General features: G+C 62.8%; 15 protein-coding genes. 9 read left to right on the top strand and 6 right to left on the bottom strand.

The features are described from left to right. The 8 genes from G5V65_RS20060 to G5V65_RS20025 all read left to right on the top strand — a co-directional run. Positions 1-2,268: GcvT family protein (locus G5V65_RS20060; protein ID WP_165053955.1), on the top strand; the 2,268-nt coding region annotated here is incomplete at its 5' end. Positions 2,269-2,274: 6 nt separating this feature from the next. Beyond that, positions 2,275-3,360, top strand: a complete 1,086-nt coding sequence (locus G5V65_RS20055; RefSeq protein ID WP_165053952.1) for a GlxA family transcriptional regulator — start codon at positions 2,275-2,277, stop codon at positions 3,358-3,360. Next, a complete protein-coding gene (locus tag G5V65_RS20050; protein ID WP_165053949.1) occupies positions 3,269-4,282 on the top strand; it encodes a D-cysteine desulfhydrase in 1,014 nt (337 codons plus the stop codon). Before G5V65_RS20055 ends, G5V65_RS20050 begins: the two co-directional genes overlap by 92 nt. A gap of 14 nt (positions 4,283-4,296) precedes the next feature. Next, on the top strand, positions 4,297-5,490 hold the full coding sequence (locus G5V65_RS20045; RefSeq protein ID WP_343162875.1) for a DegT/DnrJ/EryC1/StrS family aminotransferase: 1,194 nt from the start codon (positions 4,297-4,299) through the stop codon (positions 5,488-5,490). Beyond that, entirely contained in the window at positions 5,487-6,188 is a 702-nt protein-coding gene (locus G5V65_RS20040) for an aspartate/glutamate racemase family protein (protein WP_165053943.1), read from the top strand. The genes G5V65_RS20045 and G5V65_RS20040 overlap by 4 nt, the downstream gene beginning before the upstream one ends. 4 nt (positions 6,189-6,192) lie before the next feature. Further along, positions 6,193-7,470 (top strand): histidinol dehydrogenase, encoded by a 1,278-nt coding sequence (hisD, locus tag G5V65_RS20035; RefSeq protein ID WP_165053941.1) that lies wholly within the window; start codon positions 6,193-6,195, stop codon positions 7,468-7,470. Further along, complete coding sequence (locus G5V65_RS20030; RefSeq protein ID WP_241250674.1) at positions 7,427-8,551, top strand: YeiH family protein; 1,125 nt, start codon at positions 7,427-7,429, stop codon at positions 8,549-8,551. Before hisD ends, G5V65_RS20030 begins: the two co-directional genes overlap by 44 nt. A 45-nt stretch (positions 8,552-8,596) precedes the next feature. After that, positions 8,597-8,908 (top strand): hypothetical protein, encoded by a 312-nt coding sequence (locus tag G5V65_RS20025; RefSeq protein ID WP_165053939.1) that lies wholly within the window; start codon positions 8,597-8,599, stop codon positions 8,906-8,908. 216 nt (positions 8,909-9,124) lie between these two features. Here G5V65_RS20025 and G5V65_RS20020 read toward each other — a convergent pair whose 3' ends face one another. The 6 genes from G5V65_RS20020 to G5V65_RS19995 form a co-directional block, all read right to left on the bottom strand. Continuing rightward, a complete protein-coding gene (locus tag G5V65_RS20020) occupies positions 9,125-11,125 on the bottom strand; it encodes a type IV secretory system conjugative DNA transfer family protein (protein ID WP_165053937.1) in 2,001 nt (666 codons plus the stop codon). Between the two features lie 8 nt (positions 11,126-11,133). Beyond that, on the bottom strand, positions 11,134-13,467 hold the full coding sequence (locus G5V65_RS20015) for a relaxase/mobilization nuclease domain-containing protein (RefSeq protein WP_165053935.1): 2,334 nt from the start codon (positions 13,465-13,467) through the stop codon (positions 11,134-11,136). Then, complete coding sequence (locus G5V65_RS20010; RefSeq protein ID WP_165053932.1) at positions 13,454-14,047, bottom strand: helix-turn-helix domain-containing protein; 594 nt, start codon at positions 14,045-14,047, stop codon at positions 13,454-13,456. The genes G5V65_RS20015 and G5V65_RS20010 overlap by 14 nt, the downstream gene beginning before the upstream one ends. A 517-nt stretch (positions 14,048-14,564) precedes the next feature. Further along, a complete protein-coding gene (locus G5V65_RS20005; RefSeq protein WP_007120662.1) occupies positions 14,565-14,771 on the bottom strand; it encodes a hypothetical protein in 207 nt (68 codons plus the stop codon). Positions 14,772-15,128: 357 nt separating this feature from the next. Further along, a complete protein-coding gene (locus G5V65_RS22940) occupies positions 15,129-15,854 on the bottom strand; it encodes an SH3 domain-containing protein (protein WP_349813538.1) in 726 nt (241 codons plus the stop codon). 583 nt (positions 15,855-16,437) lie between these two features. Then, complete coding sequence (locus tag G5V65_RS19995) at positions 16,438-17,367, bottom strand: DUF2493 domain-containing protein (protein ID WP_165053930.1); 930 nt, start codon at positions 17,365-17,367, stop codon at positions 16,438-16,440. 944 nt (positions 17,368-18,311) lie between these two features. Here G5V65_RS19995 and G5V65_RS19990 point away from each other — a divergent pair. Beyond that, positions 18,312-19,772, top strand: coding sequence for an RNA-binding domain-containing protein (locus G5V65_RS19990; RefSeq protein ID WP_165053928.1), 1,461 nt, complete (start codon positions 18,312-18,314; stop codon positions 19,770-19,772). Positions 19,773-19,846: the final 74 nt, after the last annotated feature.

The raw sequence follows: 19,846 nt of genomic DNA, 5'->3' as shown, positions 1-19,846 counted from the left end.
AACCAGACGATGGTGGGCCTGAAAAGCCACTCTATCGCGCTATACAAGAAATTGCGCGACGATCCGGAGTATCCGGTAGGCTATCATCACGGTGATGGCGGCATCCGGCTGGCCAATACCGAAGCCCAGATGCAGGGCTATCGCCACTTTGCCTCCATGGCGCGCGGCATGGGCGTGACCTACGAGGTGATTGACGCCGAGGAGTGCGCGCGCCGACATCCGCTGATCTCGACCGACAACCTGCTGGGCGGTCTGTGGGATGGCGAGGACGGCGATATCGACCCCGCGCAGCTTTGCCAGGCGCTGGCCTTCCACGCGCGCAAGGCAGGGGCGGAAGTTTACCGCCAGACCAACGTCACCGGGCTGACCCAAAAAGCGGATGATACCTGGACCGTCGAGACCGACAAGGGCACCATCGACGCCGATATCGTCGTAAACGCCTGCGGCTACCGCGTGAACGAGGTGGGCGCGATGATGGGGGTGCATCATCCCGTCGCCTCCATGGAGCACCAGTATTTCGTGACCGAGGACATTCCGGCCATCGCAGAGGCCGGACGCCGGATGCCGCTGCTGCGCTGCCCGATCTCGGACTACTATTCGCGGCAGGAAAAGAACGGCCTGCTGGTGGGTTTCTACGAGCAGGATTGCCGCACCTGGGGCATGGACGGCATCAGCCCCAGCTTCTCCAATGACCTTTGCCCCGACGATCTGGACCGCGTGATGGACGTGCTGGAAGGCGCGTTCGAGCGGATGCCGGTGCTGGCCGAGGTCTGCATCAAGCGCGTCGTCAACGGCCCGATCACCTACACGATCGATGGCGCGCCGCTGGTCGGCCCGATCCCCGGCAAGCGCAACGCCTATTGCATCATCGGCCTGCGCGCGGGCCTTGGCGAAGGCGGCGGGCATGGCTGGCTTCTGGCGCAGCAGATCGTGCATGGCGAGGCGTGCTATGACACCTGGGTCATAGACCCGCGCCGTTTCACCGGCCACACCAACGTCGAGCTGACGGCGCTGAAGGCGATCGAGGATTACCAGAACGAGTTCCGCTTCCATTTTCCGCACGAACATCGCCCCGCGGGCCGACCCGCCAAAACGACGCCGCTGACGCCCATCCTTGCCGCCGAAGGGGCGGAGTTCACCGTAGTCAACGGCTGGGAGCGCGTCGATTACATCAAGCCCTCTCCCGACTTCCACCCCACGCTCAGCTTCGATTTCGACGAAGCCTTCGACGTGGTCGCCGCCGAGATCAAGAACGTGCAGGAAAACGTCGGCCTGTGCGAGGTCAACGGCTTCAACCGGTTCGAGATCACCGGCGCGGACCGGCACGCATTTCTTGACCGCATGTTCTGCGGCGCGGTGACCAAGCGCGCGGGCCGCGTCGGGCTGGGATACCTCTTGAACCATCACGGCATGGTCAAGGGCGAGGCAACCATCGCCAACCTGCCCGCCAGCGACCGGGGGCCCGAGCGCGTCTGGTACGGCTCGGCGGCGGCAAGTGAATTCCATGATATGGACTGGTTGCAGGCGCATCGGGCGGACGGCGAAGACGTCACGATCCGCAGCCTGACCAATGACCAGACGATCCTCGTCCTGGCAGGCCCCAAGGCGCGCGACGTCCTCTCGGCCTGTGCGCGCGGCGACTGGTCTCGCGAGGTCTTTCCTTGGCTCAGCGTGCGCGAATGTTTCATCGGCTTTGCACCTGCCACGGTGCTGGGCGTCAGTTTCTCCGGCGAGCTGGCCTATGAAATCCACGTGCCAAACGCGTCGCTCTATGCCGCCTATCTGGCGCTGCGCAAGGCGGGCGAGGCGCATGGGCTGAAACTGTTCGGCGCGCGCGCGGTCGAGTCGATGCGGATGGAGAAGGGCTTTTTGCATTGGAAAGCCGACCTTTTGACCGAATTCGACCCGTTCGAGACATCGCTCGACCGGTTCGTGAAGCTGGAAAAGGGCGATTTCATCGGCAAGGACGCACTGCTGAAGCGCAAGGCCGAGGGCCTGCGCAAAAAGCTGGTGACGCTGAAGGTCGACGCGGATCACGCCCCCGCGCATGGCGGGGCATCACTGATGCACGGCGGCAAGGTCGTGGGCACCGTGACCTCGGGCGATTGGGGTCACCGGGTGGAGATGAATCTGGCCTACGCGTTTGTTGACCCGGAGTTCAGCGCCGAGGGCAGCACCATGCAGATCGACCTCTACGGCGATCTCGTCGGCGCCGAGGTCATCGCGCCCTCGCCCTACGATCCCGATTACGCCCTGATGCGGGGATAGCGCCTCATGGCACATGTTCATGTCACCATTCTGGTCGAACAGGGCTTTGTCCCGACCGAGTTGGCACTCGTGCAGGACGTGCTGCGCATCGCTACCCGGCTCGGTCAAGGCATCGGTTTCGACACCCGCCTCTGCACGACTGCCGGAACCGATCTGGTCGAGGGGATGGGCGGCATCTTCGTGCGCGCCGTGCCGCTTTCGCTGGATGAAGCGATGCGGCCCGATCATCTGGTAGTTCTCGGCGGTGCTGGCATCGCCGCCCGGTTCGAGCAGCTGCGCGCCCGGCTGCGCTGGAGCGAGCGCATGGGGCAGAGCATCATCCTGATGTCCGACGCGGCCTCGGAATGGCGGCTGCTTAACCCCGAGGCTGGACAGATAACCAGCCATTGGGAGGATCATCAGGTCTGGTCCACGGCCCTTTGCCAGCAAGGCGGCGGTCTGGCGCTTTTTTCGACGAGCGGCCGCATCACCACGGCCGCGGGCATGATGTCGGCTGCCGACGTCATCCTCAGCCAGATCGTGGCCCCGCGTTCGTCCTGGCTGGCGCAGGCGGTGGCCAATGTTCTCTTGTTGGACCGGATCCGCGATGGCGCGGCCCAGCAGCCGCGCAGCGAAAACGACGTCAACGCCCTGCGGCTCGTCAAACTGGAAACGACGATCGCTGCAATGGAGGGCAATCTGGAGGATCCGCTGTCGACGGCTGATTTGGCCGCCGTGGCGGGGCTGTCGGTCCGCCAGTTCGAGCGCAAGTTCAAGACGTTTCTCGGGCAAAGCCCGATGGCCTTCTACCGGTCCCTGCGCCTGCGCCGGGCCAGGACGCTGATCGAACAGACCGCCCTGCCCGTCTCGGAAATCTCGGTGGCCTGCGGGTTTGGGAGCCCGTCGAGTTTTTCCAGACACTACGCCAACGCGTTCGGCGTATCGCCCACGCGACGCCGCACGCAACTGTCGGCCAAGGCCGTCCCGTTCGGCCCCACCTCCAAAACACAAGGATATCAAGATGCACCTGTCCCGTTTTCCGCGCACACGCCTCGCCCATCTGTCCACGCCGCTGGAGCCGATGAAACGCCTGTCAGAAGAATTGGGTGTTGAGCTCTGGATCAAGCGCGATGACTGCACCGGCCTGTCCACCGGCGGCAACAAGACCCGCAAGCTGGAATTCCTGATGGCCGAGGCGCTGGAACAGGGCGCCGACATGGTGATGACCCAGGGCGCCACCCAGACCAATCACGGACGCCAGACAGCCGCCGCTGCGGCCAAGCTGGGGCTGGCCTGCCATATCCTTCTGGAGGATCGCACCGGCTATGACGAGGCCAATTACAACACCAACGGCAACGTCCTGCTGGATCACCTGCATGGCGCGACGACGCAGAAATTTCCGGGCGGCCATGACATGCCCGCCGAAATGGAGCTCGCCGCGGAAAAGAAACGCGCCGAGGGGCATAACGTCTATGTTATTCCCGGCGGCGGATCGAACCCCACCGGCGCGCTTGGCTATGTAAATTGCGCCTTCGAGTTGCTGAGCCAGTTCAATGAAACAGGCCTCAAGATCGACCGCATTGTCCATGCCACAGGCTCGTCGGGTACGCAGGCCGGCCTTGTAGCAGGCATGTGCGCGATGAATGCGCAGATCCCCGTACTGGGCATCGGCACCCGCGCGCCGCAGCCCAAGCAGGAACAGATGGTTTACGATCTGGCCTGCAAGACCGCCGAAAAGCTGGGCTGCCCTGGCGTGGTCAAGCGTGAGCATGTCATGGCCAACACCGATTACGTCGGCGAGGGTTACGGCCTGCCGACGGACAGCGGCATCGAGGCGATCCGCATGTTTGCCGAGCTGGAGGGCATCCTGCTGGACCCCTGCTATTCGGCCAAGGGCGCGGCCGGCCTGATCGATCTGGCGCGCAAGGGCGAATTCAAGGGCGAGCGGGTGGTGTTCCTGCACACCGGCGGCGCTGCGGCGCTGGGGGGATACGACTTCGCCTTCGACAACAGTGACCGCTGGGTCACGCTCTGAACATGGAGGTCGCCGTGCCCGCCAGGTTTACAGGGTCATTCACCCAGCAGGAGGCAATCCCCGCGGACGCCATCGCCGCTGCGGTGTCGGTCCTGCAATCGGGGCGCCTGCACCGCTACAACCTCGCCCAGGACGAGGAAGGCGAGGTCGCGCGACTGGAGGCCGAGTATCGCGATTGGCAAGGCAGCGCGTATTGCCTTGCCGTCACGTCGGGCGGTCAGGCGCTGCAGATCGCGCTGCGCGCCTGCGGCCTGCGCCCCGGCGAGGCGGTGTTGACCAACGGCTTTACCCTGGCCCCGGTGCCCGGCGCCATCAGCGCCGTCGGCGGCACCGTGATTCTGGTCGAGATCGACGAGGCCCTGCGGCTGGATCTGGACGATCTCGCGGCCAAGATCGCAAGCTCGGGCGCGCGCGTCCTGCTGCTGTCGCATATGCGCGGCCATCTGTGCGACATGGACCGGCTGATGCGCATCTGCGACGGCGCAGGCGTCACAGTGATCGAAGATTGCGCCCACACGATGGGCGCGCGCTGGAACGGAAAGCGCTCGGGCAATTTCGGCAAGGTGGCCTGTTTTTCGACGCAGACCTACAAGCACATGAATTCCGGCGAAGGCGGCTTTCTGACCACGGGCGACGCCAAGATCGCCGCGCGGGCGACGATCCTGTCGGGCAGCTACATGATGTATGCGCGCCATGGCGCGGGTCCGGCGCCCGACGCCTTTGCCGAGGCGCGCTACCAGATGCCGAATTGCTCGGCCCGGATGGATGCGTTGCGCGCCGCGATCCTGCGCCCGCAACTGGCGCAGCTGGATCGCAACGTGGAGCGCTGGAACGCGCGGTATCGCGCCGTCGAGGCGGGCCTGAAAGGGTATCCGCACCTCACCAGCATCCCCCTGCCCGCGGCAGAGCTGCATGTCGGCTCGTCCATCCAATTCAGGATACCGGATTTCACCGCCGATCAGTGCCGCGCTTTTCTTGACTCGGCCAAGGCGCGCGGGGTCGAGCTGAAGTGGTTCGGCGCGCCCGAGCCTGTTGGCTTCACCTCGGCGCATCCCAGCTGGCGCTATGTGACGCCGCAGGATCTGCCCCGGACCGACCGCATCCTTGCCACGCTATTTGATATGCGCCTGCCGCTCAGCTTCACCAAAGCGGACTGCGCCCTGATCGCCGAGCTGATTTGCGACGCGGTAAGTGAGGTGGCGCCATGAGACGCAATCTCGTCGGGGTGCTGGGCGGCATGGGCCCCGAGGCAACCATCCTCTTGCAGCAGCGCCTTTTGGCCACGGTAACAGCGCGCGACGATGCAGATCACATTCCGCTGCTCATCGACATGAACCCGCAAGTGCCTTCGCGCATCGCCCATCTGATCGAGGGCACCGGCACCGATCCTGCCCCGACCCTCGCGCGGATGGCGCAGCGGCTGGAGGCGGCGGGCGCCACGGCGCTGGCCATGCCCTGCAACACCGCGCATCACTATGCGCCGCAGATCGCGGCGGCGGTGGCCATCCCGCTGCTGAACATGGTGGATCTGTCGGTCGCCCATGCTGCCCAAAGCGCCCCGGAAGGCGCCAGCATCGGCATGCTCGCCTCGCCCGCCGTGCAGCAGACCGGGGTGTTCGATCCGGCCCTCACCCGCGCGGGGATGACAGCCCTTTGGCCCGAGGACACGGGGCCCATGCTGGACGCGATCCGCAACATCAAGGCGCACGGCCCCACGCCCGAGGCCCGCCAGATCCTGCAGGACACCGCGGACGTGCTGGCGGCCAAAGGCGCAGCTGTCATTTTCGTCGCCTGCACCGAATTCTCGCTGCTCGCCCCCGATTTGCGTGTCGCTGTTCCGGTCATCGACACGGTCGATGTGCTGGCACGCGCGATCCGTGACCACTCCCTGATGAAATCGAGTTGACACCATGGCCATCACCTATCTGAAAACCGCCGATCCCCGCCCCGCGGCTGAAAACAATGATATCCGCGATATCGTCGCCATCATGCTCGCCAATATCGAGCAGGGCGGCGAGGCGGCTGTGCAGGAATACGCGCAAAAGCTGGACGGCTGGACCGGCGAGATCGTCCTGTCGGACGAGGCCCGCCGCGCCGCCTGCGCCCGTGTGCCGGAGGATCTGAAGGCCGACATCCGCTTTGCGCAGGCCAACATTCAGCGCTTTGCCGAGGCGCAGAAGGCGACGATGGGCGAATGCGAGATCGAGGTGATGCCCGGCCTGATCGCCGGTCAGAAACAGATCCCGGTGTCGAGCGCAGGCTGCTACGTGCCTGGCGGCCGTTACAGCCATATCGCCAGCGCGCTGATGACGATCACCACGGCCAAGGTCGCGGGCGTGCCGCATATCACCGCCGTCTCGCCCACGCGCCCCGATATCGGCATCCCCGATGCCATCGTCTTTGCGATGGATCTGTGCCGTGCGGACCTGATCCTGAACCTTGGCGGCGTTCAGGGAATTGCCGCGATGACCAAAGGGCTTTTTGGCGGCAAACCTGCCGATATCCTTGTCGGTCCCGGTAACAGCTATGTCGCCGAGGCCAAGCGGATGCTGTTCGGCGAGGTCGGGATCGATATGTTTGCCGGGCCGACGGATAGCCTCGTCATCGCCGATCATACCGCCTCGGCGGAAACCGTCGCCTGGGATCTGGTCAGCCAGGCAGAACACGGCATTGACAGCCCCGTCTGGCTGGTAAGCACCGACCGGACGCTGGCGACGGATGTGATCGCCCGCGCATCTTCGGCAATCGACAGCCTACCCGAGCCAAACAGGACTGCAGCCCGCACCGCCTGGGCAGACCGCGCGGAGGTGATCCTGTGCGACACCCGCGAAGAGGCAGCCGAGGTGTCGGACCGCTATGCGCCCGAACATCTGCAGGTGCAGGCCGAGGATCTGGATTGGTGGCTGAACCGGCTCACGGCCTACGGCTCACTCTTTTTGGGCAAGGAAACCACCGTCGCCTTCGGCGACAAGACCTCCGGTCCCAACCATGTGCTGCCGACCAGTGGCGCGGCGCGTTATACCGGCGGGCTGTCGGTGCATAAATTTACCAAGACGGTCACATGGCAGCGCTGCAATGCCGCCGCCTCGCACGAACTGGCCTTGCGCACCGCGCGGATAAGCCGGGTCGAGGGGATGGAAGGTCATGCGCGGGCCGCCGAATTGCGGCTGCTGCACCAACCCACTTGAGCGGGCACCCCGCCCCTCTGCCGATCCACCGCATCGCCCCTTCGCAAAGGGGCGGCTGAAACTTGCTGACCCACCTCAATCCGGGAGCCTCGCCATCGTCACCCTCATGAAATCCCGGATCGAGCCTTATTTCGGGGGGCTGCTTCTGGCCACGGTCATCGCGGCCTCCGCCACCTTCATGTCCGAGCATTATGGCGCGCCCGTCATGCTCTTCGCGCTGCTGATCGGCATTGCCTTTCACTTCCTGTCGGAACAGGACAGCTGCGCGGCGGGCATCGACTTTGCGGCGAAGACACTGCTGCGCTTCGGTGTCGGGCTTTTGGGGTTGCGCCTTGGAGTGGCGGAGGTGACCAGCCTCGGGCTCGCGCCCGTCGCGGCGATCGTCGGGTTTGTTCTGGCAACGCTCGCCTGCGGCGCGGCGATGTCGTATCTGTTTGGCCGTCGCCTGGCGTTCGGGATGCTCGCTGGCGGCTCTGTCGCGATTTGCGGCGCGTCTGCCGCACTGGCCATTGCCTCGGTTCTGCCGCCGGACAAGGACCGCGAGCAGGACACGCTCTTTGTCGTGATCGCCGTCACGGCCCTGTCGACCATTGCTATGATCACCTACCCGATCCTGTTTCAGTCGCTCGGGCTCAGCGCTGTTCAGAGCGGTTTTCTGGTCGGCGCGACGATACACGACGTCGCGCAGGTCGTCGGCGCGGGATACTCGATCAGCGACGAGGCTGGCGTAATCGCCACCTATGTAAAGATTCTGCGCGTGGCGCTGCTACCGGTGGTGATGTTGGTTGTCATGTTCAGTTTCCGCGGGGCGCAGCAACAACGCGTGAGCGTGCCGTGGTTTCTGGTGATGTTTGCCATCTGTGCCATCGTGGCGAATTTGGGGGTCGTGCCGACAGTCCCCCTGGCGCTGCTGAGCGAGGTGTCGCGCTGGTGCCTGGTCATCGCGATCTCTGCCCTTGGGGTGAAAACCAGCCTTGGTCGGATCATCAAGGTCAAGGCAAGCTATAGTGTCATCCTGGTCGTCGAAACGCTGTTCCTGCTGACGATAGCAATTGCTTATACCATGTATTTGGCACCTTAGTCCGCCCGCTCAGGCGCTCCTGAGCGCCTCGGGGCACTCTTGCCCGTGCGCATTGTCGAGAATGAGGCGCGATCAATCGACATTCGCCAAGAACTCTGCAAACTCGGCGACCTGCCGCCCGACGTCGCGCCTGGCTCCATGCACGTGCAAATGCCTTTTCCCGTCCTGTGGCGATCGCCGCCAAGCGCGATGAGCGCGCCGGAGGCTACGTCATCGCGCAAAAAGGGCGCAACTGGATTAAAGGAGAGCAAGGCCGCCGGGTCGTCCGACGCCACGGTCTCGATCAGAAAGGATGCTTCGCTGAAGGCAAATGCCTTGATCGCGGAGAAAGCCAGAACACCGATACCGCATTATTGACCGCGATCCGCATTGCCGGTTTCGCGGGCGATCTGGCGCCTTCAAGAGAAGTGGCCGAGTATCTGCGCACTGCTTCCTTTGATACATCTCACAGCAAAGGTGACAGCGGATGTAAGGCTGCAAATGTCTGCTTCGACCTGTCTGAACAGGCGGCCTCGCAGGTGCAGCGAATGCACACTTCCCGCCCTCCCCGACAAACAGGCGATGTCCGCCACCCTATCGCGCAACCAGCCTTTCACCATCCTCCTCTCGCAGCATCGCTTCCATTTCGTCCAAGCCATCGACTGCAGAGCGCATCTGCGCCTCATCAGCTACGCTCGCAGCTTCCGAATCCACGACGCCGCTGCCAAAATCCATCTCCATCTGGCGCTGTTCCTCGGCGATGACGGCTTGAACGACAGGCGCGGTCTTCTTTGGAGCGGCGTCGGCTTGGCCTGACGGTTGACCATCGCCAGCCTGGCTCGCCCTCTCCACATCGGCTTCTGTTCCCCCTGGCCCATCCGACGGCGGCGTCATCGGCATGGCGCGCACACTCAGCGGCAGCGTGCCTTGCGATCCCCCTCCCCCCGGCTCTGGAAACGGCAATTCACCCGTCTGCGCCGCGTGGATCGCCTTGAACAGCCGGTCGTCAAAATACTGAATCCGCTTTGCACGGACCGGCATCTGCGCATCGATCACCATGACGATCTCATCGAGCGGCAGGCGGCGCGCCTCGTCTTCAGGGAGCAAGGAGCTTTCTTCGGTCCGGGTCGACTGGCTGCGCCCTTCAAAGGGGTTCTTGCCGATAGACTGGGAGCGCGTGATGACGGTCTTCGTGGTCTTGCCGACCGCCTTGCTCAGTTCCTCGACGGTTTTTTCATCGGAGGGCGTCAGGTAGAGCTTCACGCCCGCATTCCCCTGCAAGGCGCGGCGGGTGTTTTCGCCGTAGATTTCATCAAGGGCGGGGATGGTTTGTGTCACGACGGCCAGGTGGCCGCGATAGGTCCGCAGGGTCTCGATGCTCTCGACCACGATGGGCATCTTGCCGAGGCGATTGAACTCGTCGAGCATGATCATCACTGGCCACGGCTCATCCGGCCCGGGGTCGTTTTCCTGCATGGCCGAGAGCAGGTCGGAGAAAAACAGCCGGATCAGCGGCGCGAGCGGCTTCACCATCAGCGGCTGGACCACGAGATAGACCGAAAAGGGTTTCTTGCGGATCGTGCGGAAATCAAAGTCCGAGACTGCCGTCGCCTCATCGATGGCCGGGTTCTGCCATTGATCGAGCCCCGAGGTCATCAGGAGCGAGACGTATGAGGTCAGCGTATCGTTGTTGGTCGACGCCAGCCGCGTGAAGATCAGCTTGGCCGCTCTGTTGTCGACCTCGTGGCCGCGCGCGAAATACTCCTTCTGCTTGTTCCCACCCGAAGCCGCGATGCGGTAGATCTCGCCCAGGGTCGGACGCTTGCGCTGGAAGGCCAAGAGCCCTGCCGCCACGAAGAGATCGATCCCGCCCTTGAGGAGGCCCTGCACCCGGTCATTGTCACTCTGCAGGAAGAGCGTCGCCAGGAGCTGCAATTCCATCTGCTGGCGCGCGGGATCTTTCAGCTCAAAGATGCGCAGGAGCGGGTTGTAGCGATGCGTGCGCTTGCCCTCCCAATCGGTTGGGGCAAAGCGATAGACCTTGTCGCCCTGGGCTGCGCGGTGCCGGGCCGTGGCCTCGAAGCACTCGCCCTTCACATCGAGCGTCACGGCGGAGCCTTGCCAGGTCAGCAGGTTCGGAATGACAAAGCCCGTGGTCTTGCCGCGGCCCGTGGGCGCCACGATCAGCGCATGCGGGAAAACCTTCGAGCAAATGTAATTGGCGCGGGAGCCCGGCGGCCCCAGCTTGCCGAGGATGAACCCGGTGCCGGGCGCCCCGAAGAACCCGTTGGCCTTCATCTCGCGCGCGGTCTGCCAATGGGTCTGGCCAAAGCGTGTCAGGGCGGACCCTGAGAGGGCGAGGCTCAGCATTAGCCCGGCGGCGGCGAAGCTGCCGATGATCAGGTGAATAAGTTGCGCGTCTTCCGGGCGGCGATCGAGGATCGCCAGATAGTTCTGCGCGATATAGGCAAAATCGATCTCGGCCCCGAAGCCGAGATCCTGGTAGATCAGCACCGCCGAGGCGATGGTATAGCCCATCGCCCCGGTCACCAGCGTCACCAGCAAGACGCCGGTTGCGATCCGCGCTTTTCCCATGGAGGCGCTCAATGGACCTGACCCCGCTCGGTCTCGCCATCCACGTCTGTCGCGCGGTGTTTTTCATATTCGGTGTCGGCAAGATCATCGACCACCTGGCGCAAGGCCTCCGTGTTGGCCGTCGCTGCATCCGATTGCAGGTAAACCTTGGCGACATAGAGCCGGTCGAGACGGTCCTCGAGAACCTTTTCCAGCGCATCGGCATCGCCGGATGTGAGCCGCTCAAGTTGACGGTTATCAAGCACCCGCGCGATCTCGTCGCGGAAGGCGTCCCGCTCCGCCTCGGTTTCGAAGGGCGCAGACAATTCCCCGGCCCGCTCATGGTCCACGACACGCGCAATCTCGTCTCCAAGGCGGTCGGCACGGTCAGACCGCATCGGCGTTCCATCGCGGGTGGCTAGACGTTCGTCACGCGTGCCAACCCCAAGCCCCTCGCGCAACTCGTTGTCGCGGCGAACCTGATTGATGGCCTCCGTGTCCCGGATCTCGACGACAGCCGCATAGGTCGCGCCGAGCCCGCGGGCGAGGTGGGACGGCATGTCCGGATAGCGCTCCCTGAATTCATCCGTGACAGCATCTGCAACGGGCGTGCGGACGTCGCGTCCCTCCATGATCCGGTCGACCTCGCGGGTGATCGCGCTGGCGCGGGCCGCATCGGTGATGGTTTCCCTGTAGGGTTCAGACCGGTCGATCACATCGCCAGGACGTGCGAGCAGGTCCGGGTGTGCCTCGAGATATGCACGCTGCTCCGTCTCGATACGGCGCTCCGCCCGTGAGACAACCTCCCAATCCCGGTCCTCGACCTGCTGCGCTGTCAGGCCGCCTGCGCGCATTTCCTGACGGATTGTCCCTTCCATCGCCCGCACCGAGTCCTCGTGATAGTGGAACCGCTCGCTGACCGCTTCTGCTTCCACGACGCCATCCCGGCGCAGCACGTTCTCCCGTTCCAGCAGCGTGCCGAGCGCGACATGCACGTCATTGAGAATGTCGCGGGCCTGCTCCAGATCGGCGCGGCGCTCGAGGTTCAGATCCCGCGCCTCAGCCACTTTGGAGAGATCATTGGCGATCCATTGATGCTCCAGCGCGGCGCTCGAGGCCCCGGTCTCGATCCGGGCCACCACTTCCGATGTGCTGATCCCCGTGCCCCGTAGTGACGCGTCAATGCGAGATCTCAGGTCGGGCTCGGCCAGTCGCTCGCGCTGGCTGGCGTCGATATTGGCCTCGGAATAGATCCCGCCTTCCGAGGGGGTCTCTGACAGCGTGGATGATCGCAAACCGAGAGGCTGCATGTGCTGGACCTGCGTCTGGATCTCGATGAGGCGTTTTTCCAGCACGGGACGTTCCGCGTCAGACTTCTCGGCGATCATGCCCTGCACCCGCGCGAGCTTTTCCGCATAGAGGCTTCTCAGATCCTCGAAACTCTGATCCTCGGCCATATACACATCTCCTGTTCGGTCCACCTGTCCGCCATGCGCCAGCACCTCGCCCGCGCGGAAGAGTGCCGCGGCAATGTCTTCCCGCGCCTCGCGGGAGGCTTCCGCGGCAAGCGAATGGTAGACGGTTCTGGTGTTGGCGATCTCCGCCAGCGTCCGGGTCAGGTCCTGCCCCACGCGCTCGCGCTCGCGGGGCGCGCGCCCCTCTTCTTTCGCCGCATAAACCTCGCTGGTGCGGGCTGGGTAATGCACGACGCCGCGCTCCACCCGCCGCGTGGCTTCCAGCCGCACGCCGTACTTCTCCGCCTCCTCGACCATGGCGAGGCGGAAGTCGTCATAGTTGAAGCGGTGGTTGCGCCCCAGAAAGAAGAACTCGCCTTCTTGCGAGCGGCGGTTCAGCACCAGATGCGCATGGGGGTGATCGCGGTCCTCATGCACCGCGATGATGTAGTCAAAATGCCCCTCATCGGTCTGGAAGAACCGCTCGGCCACGTCCGTCGCGATGTCGCGCACATCCTCCCCACGCGTGCCCACGGGGAAGGACATGAGCATGTGGGTGGTCTGCCCGAGCTTGGGCTTGAAGCCCGCATCCCAGCGCTTGGCAAAGCGCTCCGTCAGGTCCTTGATGTCACCCGCCTCGAGCTTCGCCTTGCCATCCAGAAACCCGCTACTGTCCACGATATGGGTGGACTTGGTGGTGAGGTAATCGAGCTGGTTTGCGAGCTGCGATTTGGTATGCGTGCCCCCGCCCCGGATCGCCTTGAAGACCGCTGGCCGATGCCCCGCTGCCGCGCGCACAAGCTGGGTCTGCTTGGCCACGTGCAGCCCCTGCATTGAGCCCCGGACGCGGCTCCAGCCATCCCGAAAGACCTCGCCCGTGACGGCATGGACGGCATCATTCAGCCGCATGGGCAAACTCCCTCAGCGCGGCCGTGGCCTGCAGCTGCATTGCGTCCCGACGGCGGCGCAGGAGCAGATCGATCTCGTCAGCGGAATCCAGGATGAACCGCGCCAGCCCACGCATCTGGGCGAGACGCAATTCGGTGAACTCGGCACTCGTGCCCCCCACGGCCCCCTGCCCCATCCGGTTGGCCCGCGTCATCTGCTTGGCGATTTGCGCGACCCCATTGCCGACCTCGTGCAGCGAGGCGCGGTAACGCGCCATCTCGGCCGCCATCTGCGCGTCCGGGACAAACACCCCACCCGCCGCCTGAATGAGCCGCCGCAGCCCCTCGGCCCGGCTCTCGATCCCGGCCTCGGCCAGCACCGCATCGAGCGCTGCAAGCTCTGCGGTGGTGACCTTTACACTGACCGCTGAGACCGGGATCGCGGCATCCGTCTGGCGCTCGGCATCGGCTTTGAGCGTGTACTGGATCGCCCGCGCCGACACGCCAAACCGTTCCGCCAGCACTGAAGTGGAAACGCCTTCCGCAGCTTCGCGAACGATCTCCATGCGGTCCGCATCTGTGAGACGTTTTGAGCGAGACATGCGAAGAAAGGCCCCCTATTTCCTGCCACCTTCCACCAAGGCTGCCCCCACATTACGATAATATACCAAGCTGTCAATTATATACTTACGTCGCATTCAGGCTCAGGCAGCCTTGGTGTCCGCTTCCCCCGCTGCCCGCAGGGACGCGGCTCTGCCGCCCTCACCACCGAGTGCACCACCTGTCCTAGGGGTCCCGTCCGCCAGCCCCGCCCGAGGGTCTGGCCGAACACCCATGTGTTCGGACGGAACCGCGGGCGGGCGCAAACCCCTCCGACAGGGCGGACAGGCAGGGTCAAGGAGGGCCAGATTTGGGTCCCCAAATCTCTGCCGCAAAAACCGGGAGGCCCTGGCCGATAGGTTTTTGTGGATGGCCCCCTTGAGGCTGACTGGCCGGTCTGTCGCGGCCTGATCATTCCGGGGAGAGTGCGTCCGTTGAACGCGCAGGGACCGGCATCCCTGGAACAGGGATCGGGCCGCCCCAAGATCATCCTGGGGCGGCCCATCCTCGTCAGAGGATTTAGTCCTGGGGATCTTTCGCGCTCGGCGGGAACATCACCAGCTCCGAGACCGCGACCGGGAAGTCGAGCTTGAGGCTGAAGAACTCCGAGCCGTCCCCGTTGCGGGTGTTGCGGAACATCGCGCCCACGCGCTGAAAACGGGTGCGCTCCTGGCCATCGGTATCGGTGAACTTGACGGGGACGGTAGCGACGTAGTGGTTGGTCATTTGGGTTACTCCTTGTTGCGATGGGGATCACCCGGCACGGGGCAAGAGGCCCGGTCGCAAGCGCAAATGCGGAGGGTCCGCGGCTAGCCGTGGAAGCCGTATTTGTGCTTGCCGAAGCGTGAGCTGAGGGCACGAACGGGCCGACCCCGTGCGATCCACATCGATGAGCAAAAAGGAGAGACCCAAATTTGTGCCGCCACTTTGCAGTTGCGTTCGCACCCGTCGATACCGGTCTGAGGTGGCTTGGTTCGTTCTGATCCAATGCATCTGGATAATGATCCGTCACGCGCATCACGCTGCGGGTCAGCGTTCAGCCGCGCGCGATGATCCGTCGTCTGTGTTGGGTGAGTGCCCCTGCTATCGGCACCAGGATTGAGGGGGTGGGGGACAGCTGGTGCGGCCACATCGGTATGGCACGGCCAAACCTTCAGCAATGAGCGTACTGCCCACGTCCCGACCGTCAACGAACAACGAGCCACAAAGCCGCCCGAAATTGCATCGATCGGTGCCTTCAGTCCCGGGCCGGCAGGAACAGGCCACGCGCTCAAATTCAATTGACGCCGCACCCCGCACCAATTGACCAAGACGCGCTGTTGCCTGTTCCCCGACCTGGCGCTCTGCAGTGCAGGATGGTCTCCATGTCTCAGGCGCGTTAAACCCGACGAGACGCACGTTCGCTGTCATGCCTCGAATATCAATCGTATCACCATCAATGATCCGCACATCGCTGGCTCGAAGCGACCGGTCTTGCGAGGCGGGTCGCTCTGCAGGTGGCGCGACCGGCGATAGGAAACTGGAAGACATCCAGCCCACTCCCAAGTTAGACCGAATTTGGGTCCATTGCCCTTCATCGCGAAGCATTTCGACGCGAGTCCCTTCGCTCAAGACGCCCATCACAGCGTTCGCGGTAGACGGCTCAGAACGTTGGTTGACACGTGTCCCTGTCACATAGACGTAAGTGGTGTTTGTCGTTTGCGATGTGGGAATTGCTGACGGACTGTAGGGCGTGGATCGTGAACTCGACGTCTCAAACAATGATCCAACCAACGCGAAGAACCCGACAGCGATCACCAACGGCACCATGATTTGGCGTTGAGCCTTGCGCACGGCACGCCGAGGTGCGGTGATTGCGCGGCTCACGGAGATCGAACGGGGTCTCGCCTGAACGGCTCTGGGGCTGCGCTTTGGTGCTGGTTTCGAAGTGCCGTCGTCGGCAGCTGCCCTTGTCTGGGCCGGTTTTTCCCCTTCCAGTTTCAGGACTTTGTGCAGGCTGGCGTACTGAGCTTTGCTCAGACGCGTCTCCGTCCCGTGACGCTCAAACCGTTCAGCCATGTTTGTGAGAAAAGACACTTCCCAATCGTTTGCCTGCCCGGACCGCAAACGCGCATCAATGCGTGATTGGATCTCTTTGGTGCGTTCCGGAGAAAAAGGCATCGAGGAAAAACCTGTTCGGGTGTTGAGCTGCGCAACAAATGTCTTCTGCCGCACGGCCACATTAAGCTGTGATTGCATCGAGATACCATCCAGCCATTCCCAAAAACAGATTGGCCGGATTGCGATCACCAAGCCTGTCGATGCCCGTTGCTGGAGCTCACTGCGATACCGCCGAGGTTCGCACACAACTGGGAAAACAACGAAAGGGCCGCCCGAAGGCGACCCTCTCTCTTCAATCCTGCGACGCCTTCTTCGCCGGGTCCGCAACCCGCATGACCGTCAGACCTTTCGCTTCCGCCTTCTGCCCGAGGTTCAGCGCGACCCCGTTGCCGCCGAAGAGTACAACCCCCGTCGCCGCGAACTTGTCGTCCAGCATTTCGTCATTGCACTTGAACGGTGCCGCCCGCCCGTGCGCGGACCAGCGCGGATCAAAGCGCGCCTGTGCTATCCCGCGTGCCCGGGCCCACCGAGCCGCAATCATCTCCGCCCCGTGCTTGCCACCCTTGTGGCAGAGGAATATCTCCTGGTTGCGGTTCTGCTTGATCCGTTCGCGAACCTTGTCGAGCGTGTTGAAGATCACATCGACATCGGTCCAGTCGGTGGCGCCTGAGACGATCAGGGGAACCCCCTCGACTTTCGACTTCGCGGCAGTCTCGCGGTCGTGCTGCTCGAGGAGCTGCCGTGCCTCGAAGACCGCCCCGGTCTCTTGCGCCCGGACGCTTGCGCGCGACCCGGCTGCCGGGATGAAGGCGTGGCCCGTCTCGATCTCGTAGCATTCCGCCGCCGCCTCGCTCATCACCTCGATGGCGCCGACAATCTCGCGCAGCTGCAGAAAGCGCGCCTGCGCCTCTTCGAGCGCGGTCTCGGCGATTTCCGATCCGTCATGGGATTTTGCCAGCGCGCCGATCTTGTCAGCGGTGCGGTCAACCTCCTTGCCGAGCGCCACCTTGCGGCGCTGGAGGATCGTCGCGAGCCCATGGGCCAGCGGTTCGATTTCGGCTTCAAGCCCGGTCCCACGCAGCTGCCCGAGCAAAGCCTCGAAGCTTTCGCGGATGATGTGGTCGGTCAGGATGTGATCCTCGGGGATCGGCAGCTGCGCGTCCTTCTCGGTCAGTCCGAAAAGCTCGATGGTCTCGTAGGTGTTTGCGGTGTCGTAAGCCATGTCTGGTCTCCAGTGTTCGTTTCCAAGGCCACCACGTGAGTGTGGGGGCATGGCCGAATGCCTGGTTTCCGAATCTGCCCGGGTCAGGGACGGCGCAGCCGCCGGCTTGACGGGCGCAAAAGTTTTCCGCGCGCGGCACCCGACACATGCGCGCGCTTGCGCACGGGACCGCCCCGCGCCACGGGCTCCGCCCTCGCCGAAAAGTTTTGCGATCCTTGACGCGGGCTGATTTGGGGGCCATCCGGAGGATATGCTTCCGCACTCATGTGTGTGTGTTTTGACGGTAGGTTTGCCCGACCCGAGCAGGCAAACGGCCCGACCGGACGCGGGAGACGGATGAAGCGGCGGGATCGTTTTGCTCCGCAAAACAGACCAGAGCGCAATCCGGCGGAGCGGCCGGGGAGGGACGTGCTCGCGAGGCGGGCAAACCGGGATGCCGGGTGCGACGCCGCGGTGAGGCCGCATGGCCGAATGCGCGACGGACCGAAGGGCCGTTCTCCTCTGCGACACGCGAAGCCGAGCAGGGGAGGCCGACAGGCTTTGCCTAAGGTTGATGTACTGGCGACTATGTGAATTACTTTTCGCAGCATTCGACGTGATCGGCGGATTGCTGCCGTTCGCTGCGCATCGGATGAAACCGCAGTAGTGGAGTGGACGTTCGTTGCCCAGCGGTTGGCCAGCCATCACCATCGCGGCTCTTGTCATCTACAGGTTATGAATCCTAACCTAAGTAGGGTAAGATGGACGCTCTTCGGGCCACGGGAAAAAATTTGCTTTATCAGTAGGTTTCGCCGAGCGGGCAATGGGTCGGCCAACATATTGCGGATATGTGTGCGATCGCTCTTCGCACTCGAGTATGCCAATGGTAACTTCCGTCGATGTAAGGGGTTGACTATTCTCAGCGTGGATAAATTTGGCGTTGTTTCATTACGATAGGTATTTAAGTGGCGAGAAGCATCACTGACGAAGAAATCGGCTTGATAAAAGCCTTACTCGCTAGAGGCGAGCGCAACGTAGACATTCAGTTCTATTTTAACCGGCAAGATAGGCCAGTTAACTCTGGACGCATTAGTCAAATTCGCAACGGAACCTATGGCCCAAACGTCCCAGCTGCATCACAAGCTGACCTCGCGAACTTCCTTGCCAATTTTCAGGCTGCTGCGGTTGGTGTCGCGAACCAAGACGCAGCTATATCGACAATTGCAGAACGTGCTGCACAGCGCTTTGAGCAGAGAGCTGACGGCAACTGGTATTTGAGCGATGGAGAGACAAGCGAGCAGGAGTGCAAAGCGGAGTTCGATCCTAAGAAAATGAACCCACTGGTTAGGGCAATCGCCGCTCTCGCAAACAACAAAGGTGGCTTCATCTTCTTGGGCGTGGATAATGCAGGCTGCCAAGTTGTTGGCCTGCCCGATGATAAATTCGACAATACCGATATTGTGCGGATAAGCGACAAGGTGAAGACTTTTCTAGTTCCGACACCAGACTTTGTTAAGGAGACCATCCAAATTGGCGGATTGAACGTCGGTGTTCTTTATGTCGAGAAGTATAGCGTTCCTCCGGTAGTGGTTTGTCGCGACAGCGACGGGTTAGAAGACGGTAGCATCTTATTCCGCTATCCCGGCCAATCTGCGAAAATCAAGTTTGGCGATCTTCACGCGATGCTTCGCGAGAGAGACCAAGCCAGCCAAAGTGTGCTGCTTCAGTCTGCTCAACGACTTGCTGACATTGGCACCGACCGGTCGCTTATTGTGGACACAAATGCCGCGACCATGGAAACCTCCGACATGAAACTTACCATCGACCGAAAGCTGGCTGATCAGCTTGAGTTTATTCGGCAGGGTGAATTTGAGGAAGTTGAAGGCGCTCCTGCTCTCCGCCTCGTCGGGGACGTCAAGGCGGTCGATGCTAATGGCGAGGCGTTGGAGCGTATCGAAGGACGCGCGCTCACTGCTGACGGAGTTCTGCAAGCCTTTCTGACAAAAGCGCAAGTTCGGACGCCGTTAGACTATTTAAACGTTTCCGCCCAAGTTCAGCGCCAATGGTTGCCGATGTTTTACTTCTTGAACCTCGCGAGGGCGACGAAGGCTCTAGCAATTGAAGCATTGGATGGAACCGTAGCGGTCTATGCAAACAGCAAAGCTAATGCCTTAGAGCGATTGAGAGGCAAACGAAGCGCGTTCAGCGCCGCCAGCGGGCAAGCTGTGCCAATTCTCACAAAGATGATCGACGGGGATTTTGCAGATCTTTTGGGGGAGGAGGATGATCGCGCGATAGCCAGAGCCATTCAGTCGCTACCGGACGGGTTCGACAACTTTGAACCGGTGTACGACCTCCTCCTCAACCTGCTTGATACCGCCGGAACTGATAGCGCGAAAAAGGGCGGTGTCTTCAAAGGGCTTTGATGATGTGACCGCCCCCCGACGGCATCTCTGTGCCAAGGTGGGTCTGCGATAATCCACAAAGGAGGACGGTCATG

It is taken from the genome of Paragemmobacter kunshanensis (assembly GCF_011059185.1).
In the GTDB taxonomy this organism is placed as follows: domain Bacteria; phylum Pseudomonadota; class Alphaproteobacteria; order Rhodobacterales; family Rhodobacteraceae; genus Paragemmobacter; species Paragemmobacter kunshanensis.
The sequence above is the reverse complement of the archived record's forward strand: the minus strand, read 5'-3'. Positions and strand labels throughout refer to the sequence as shown.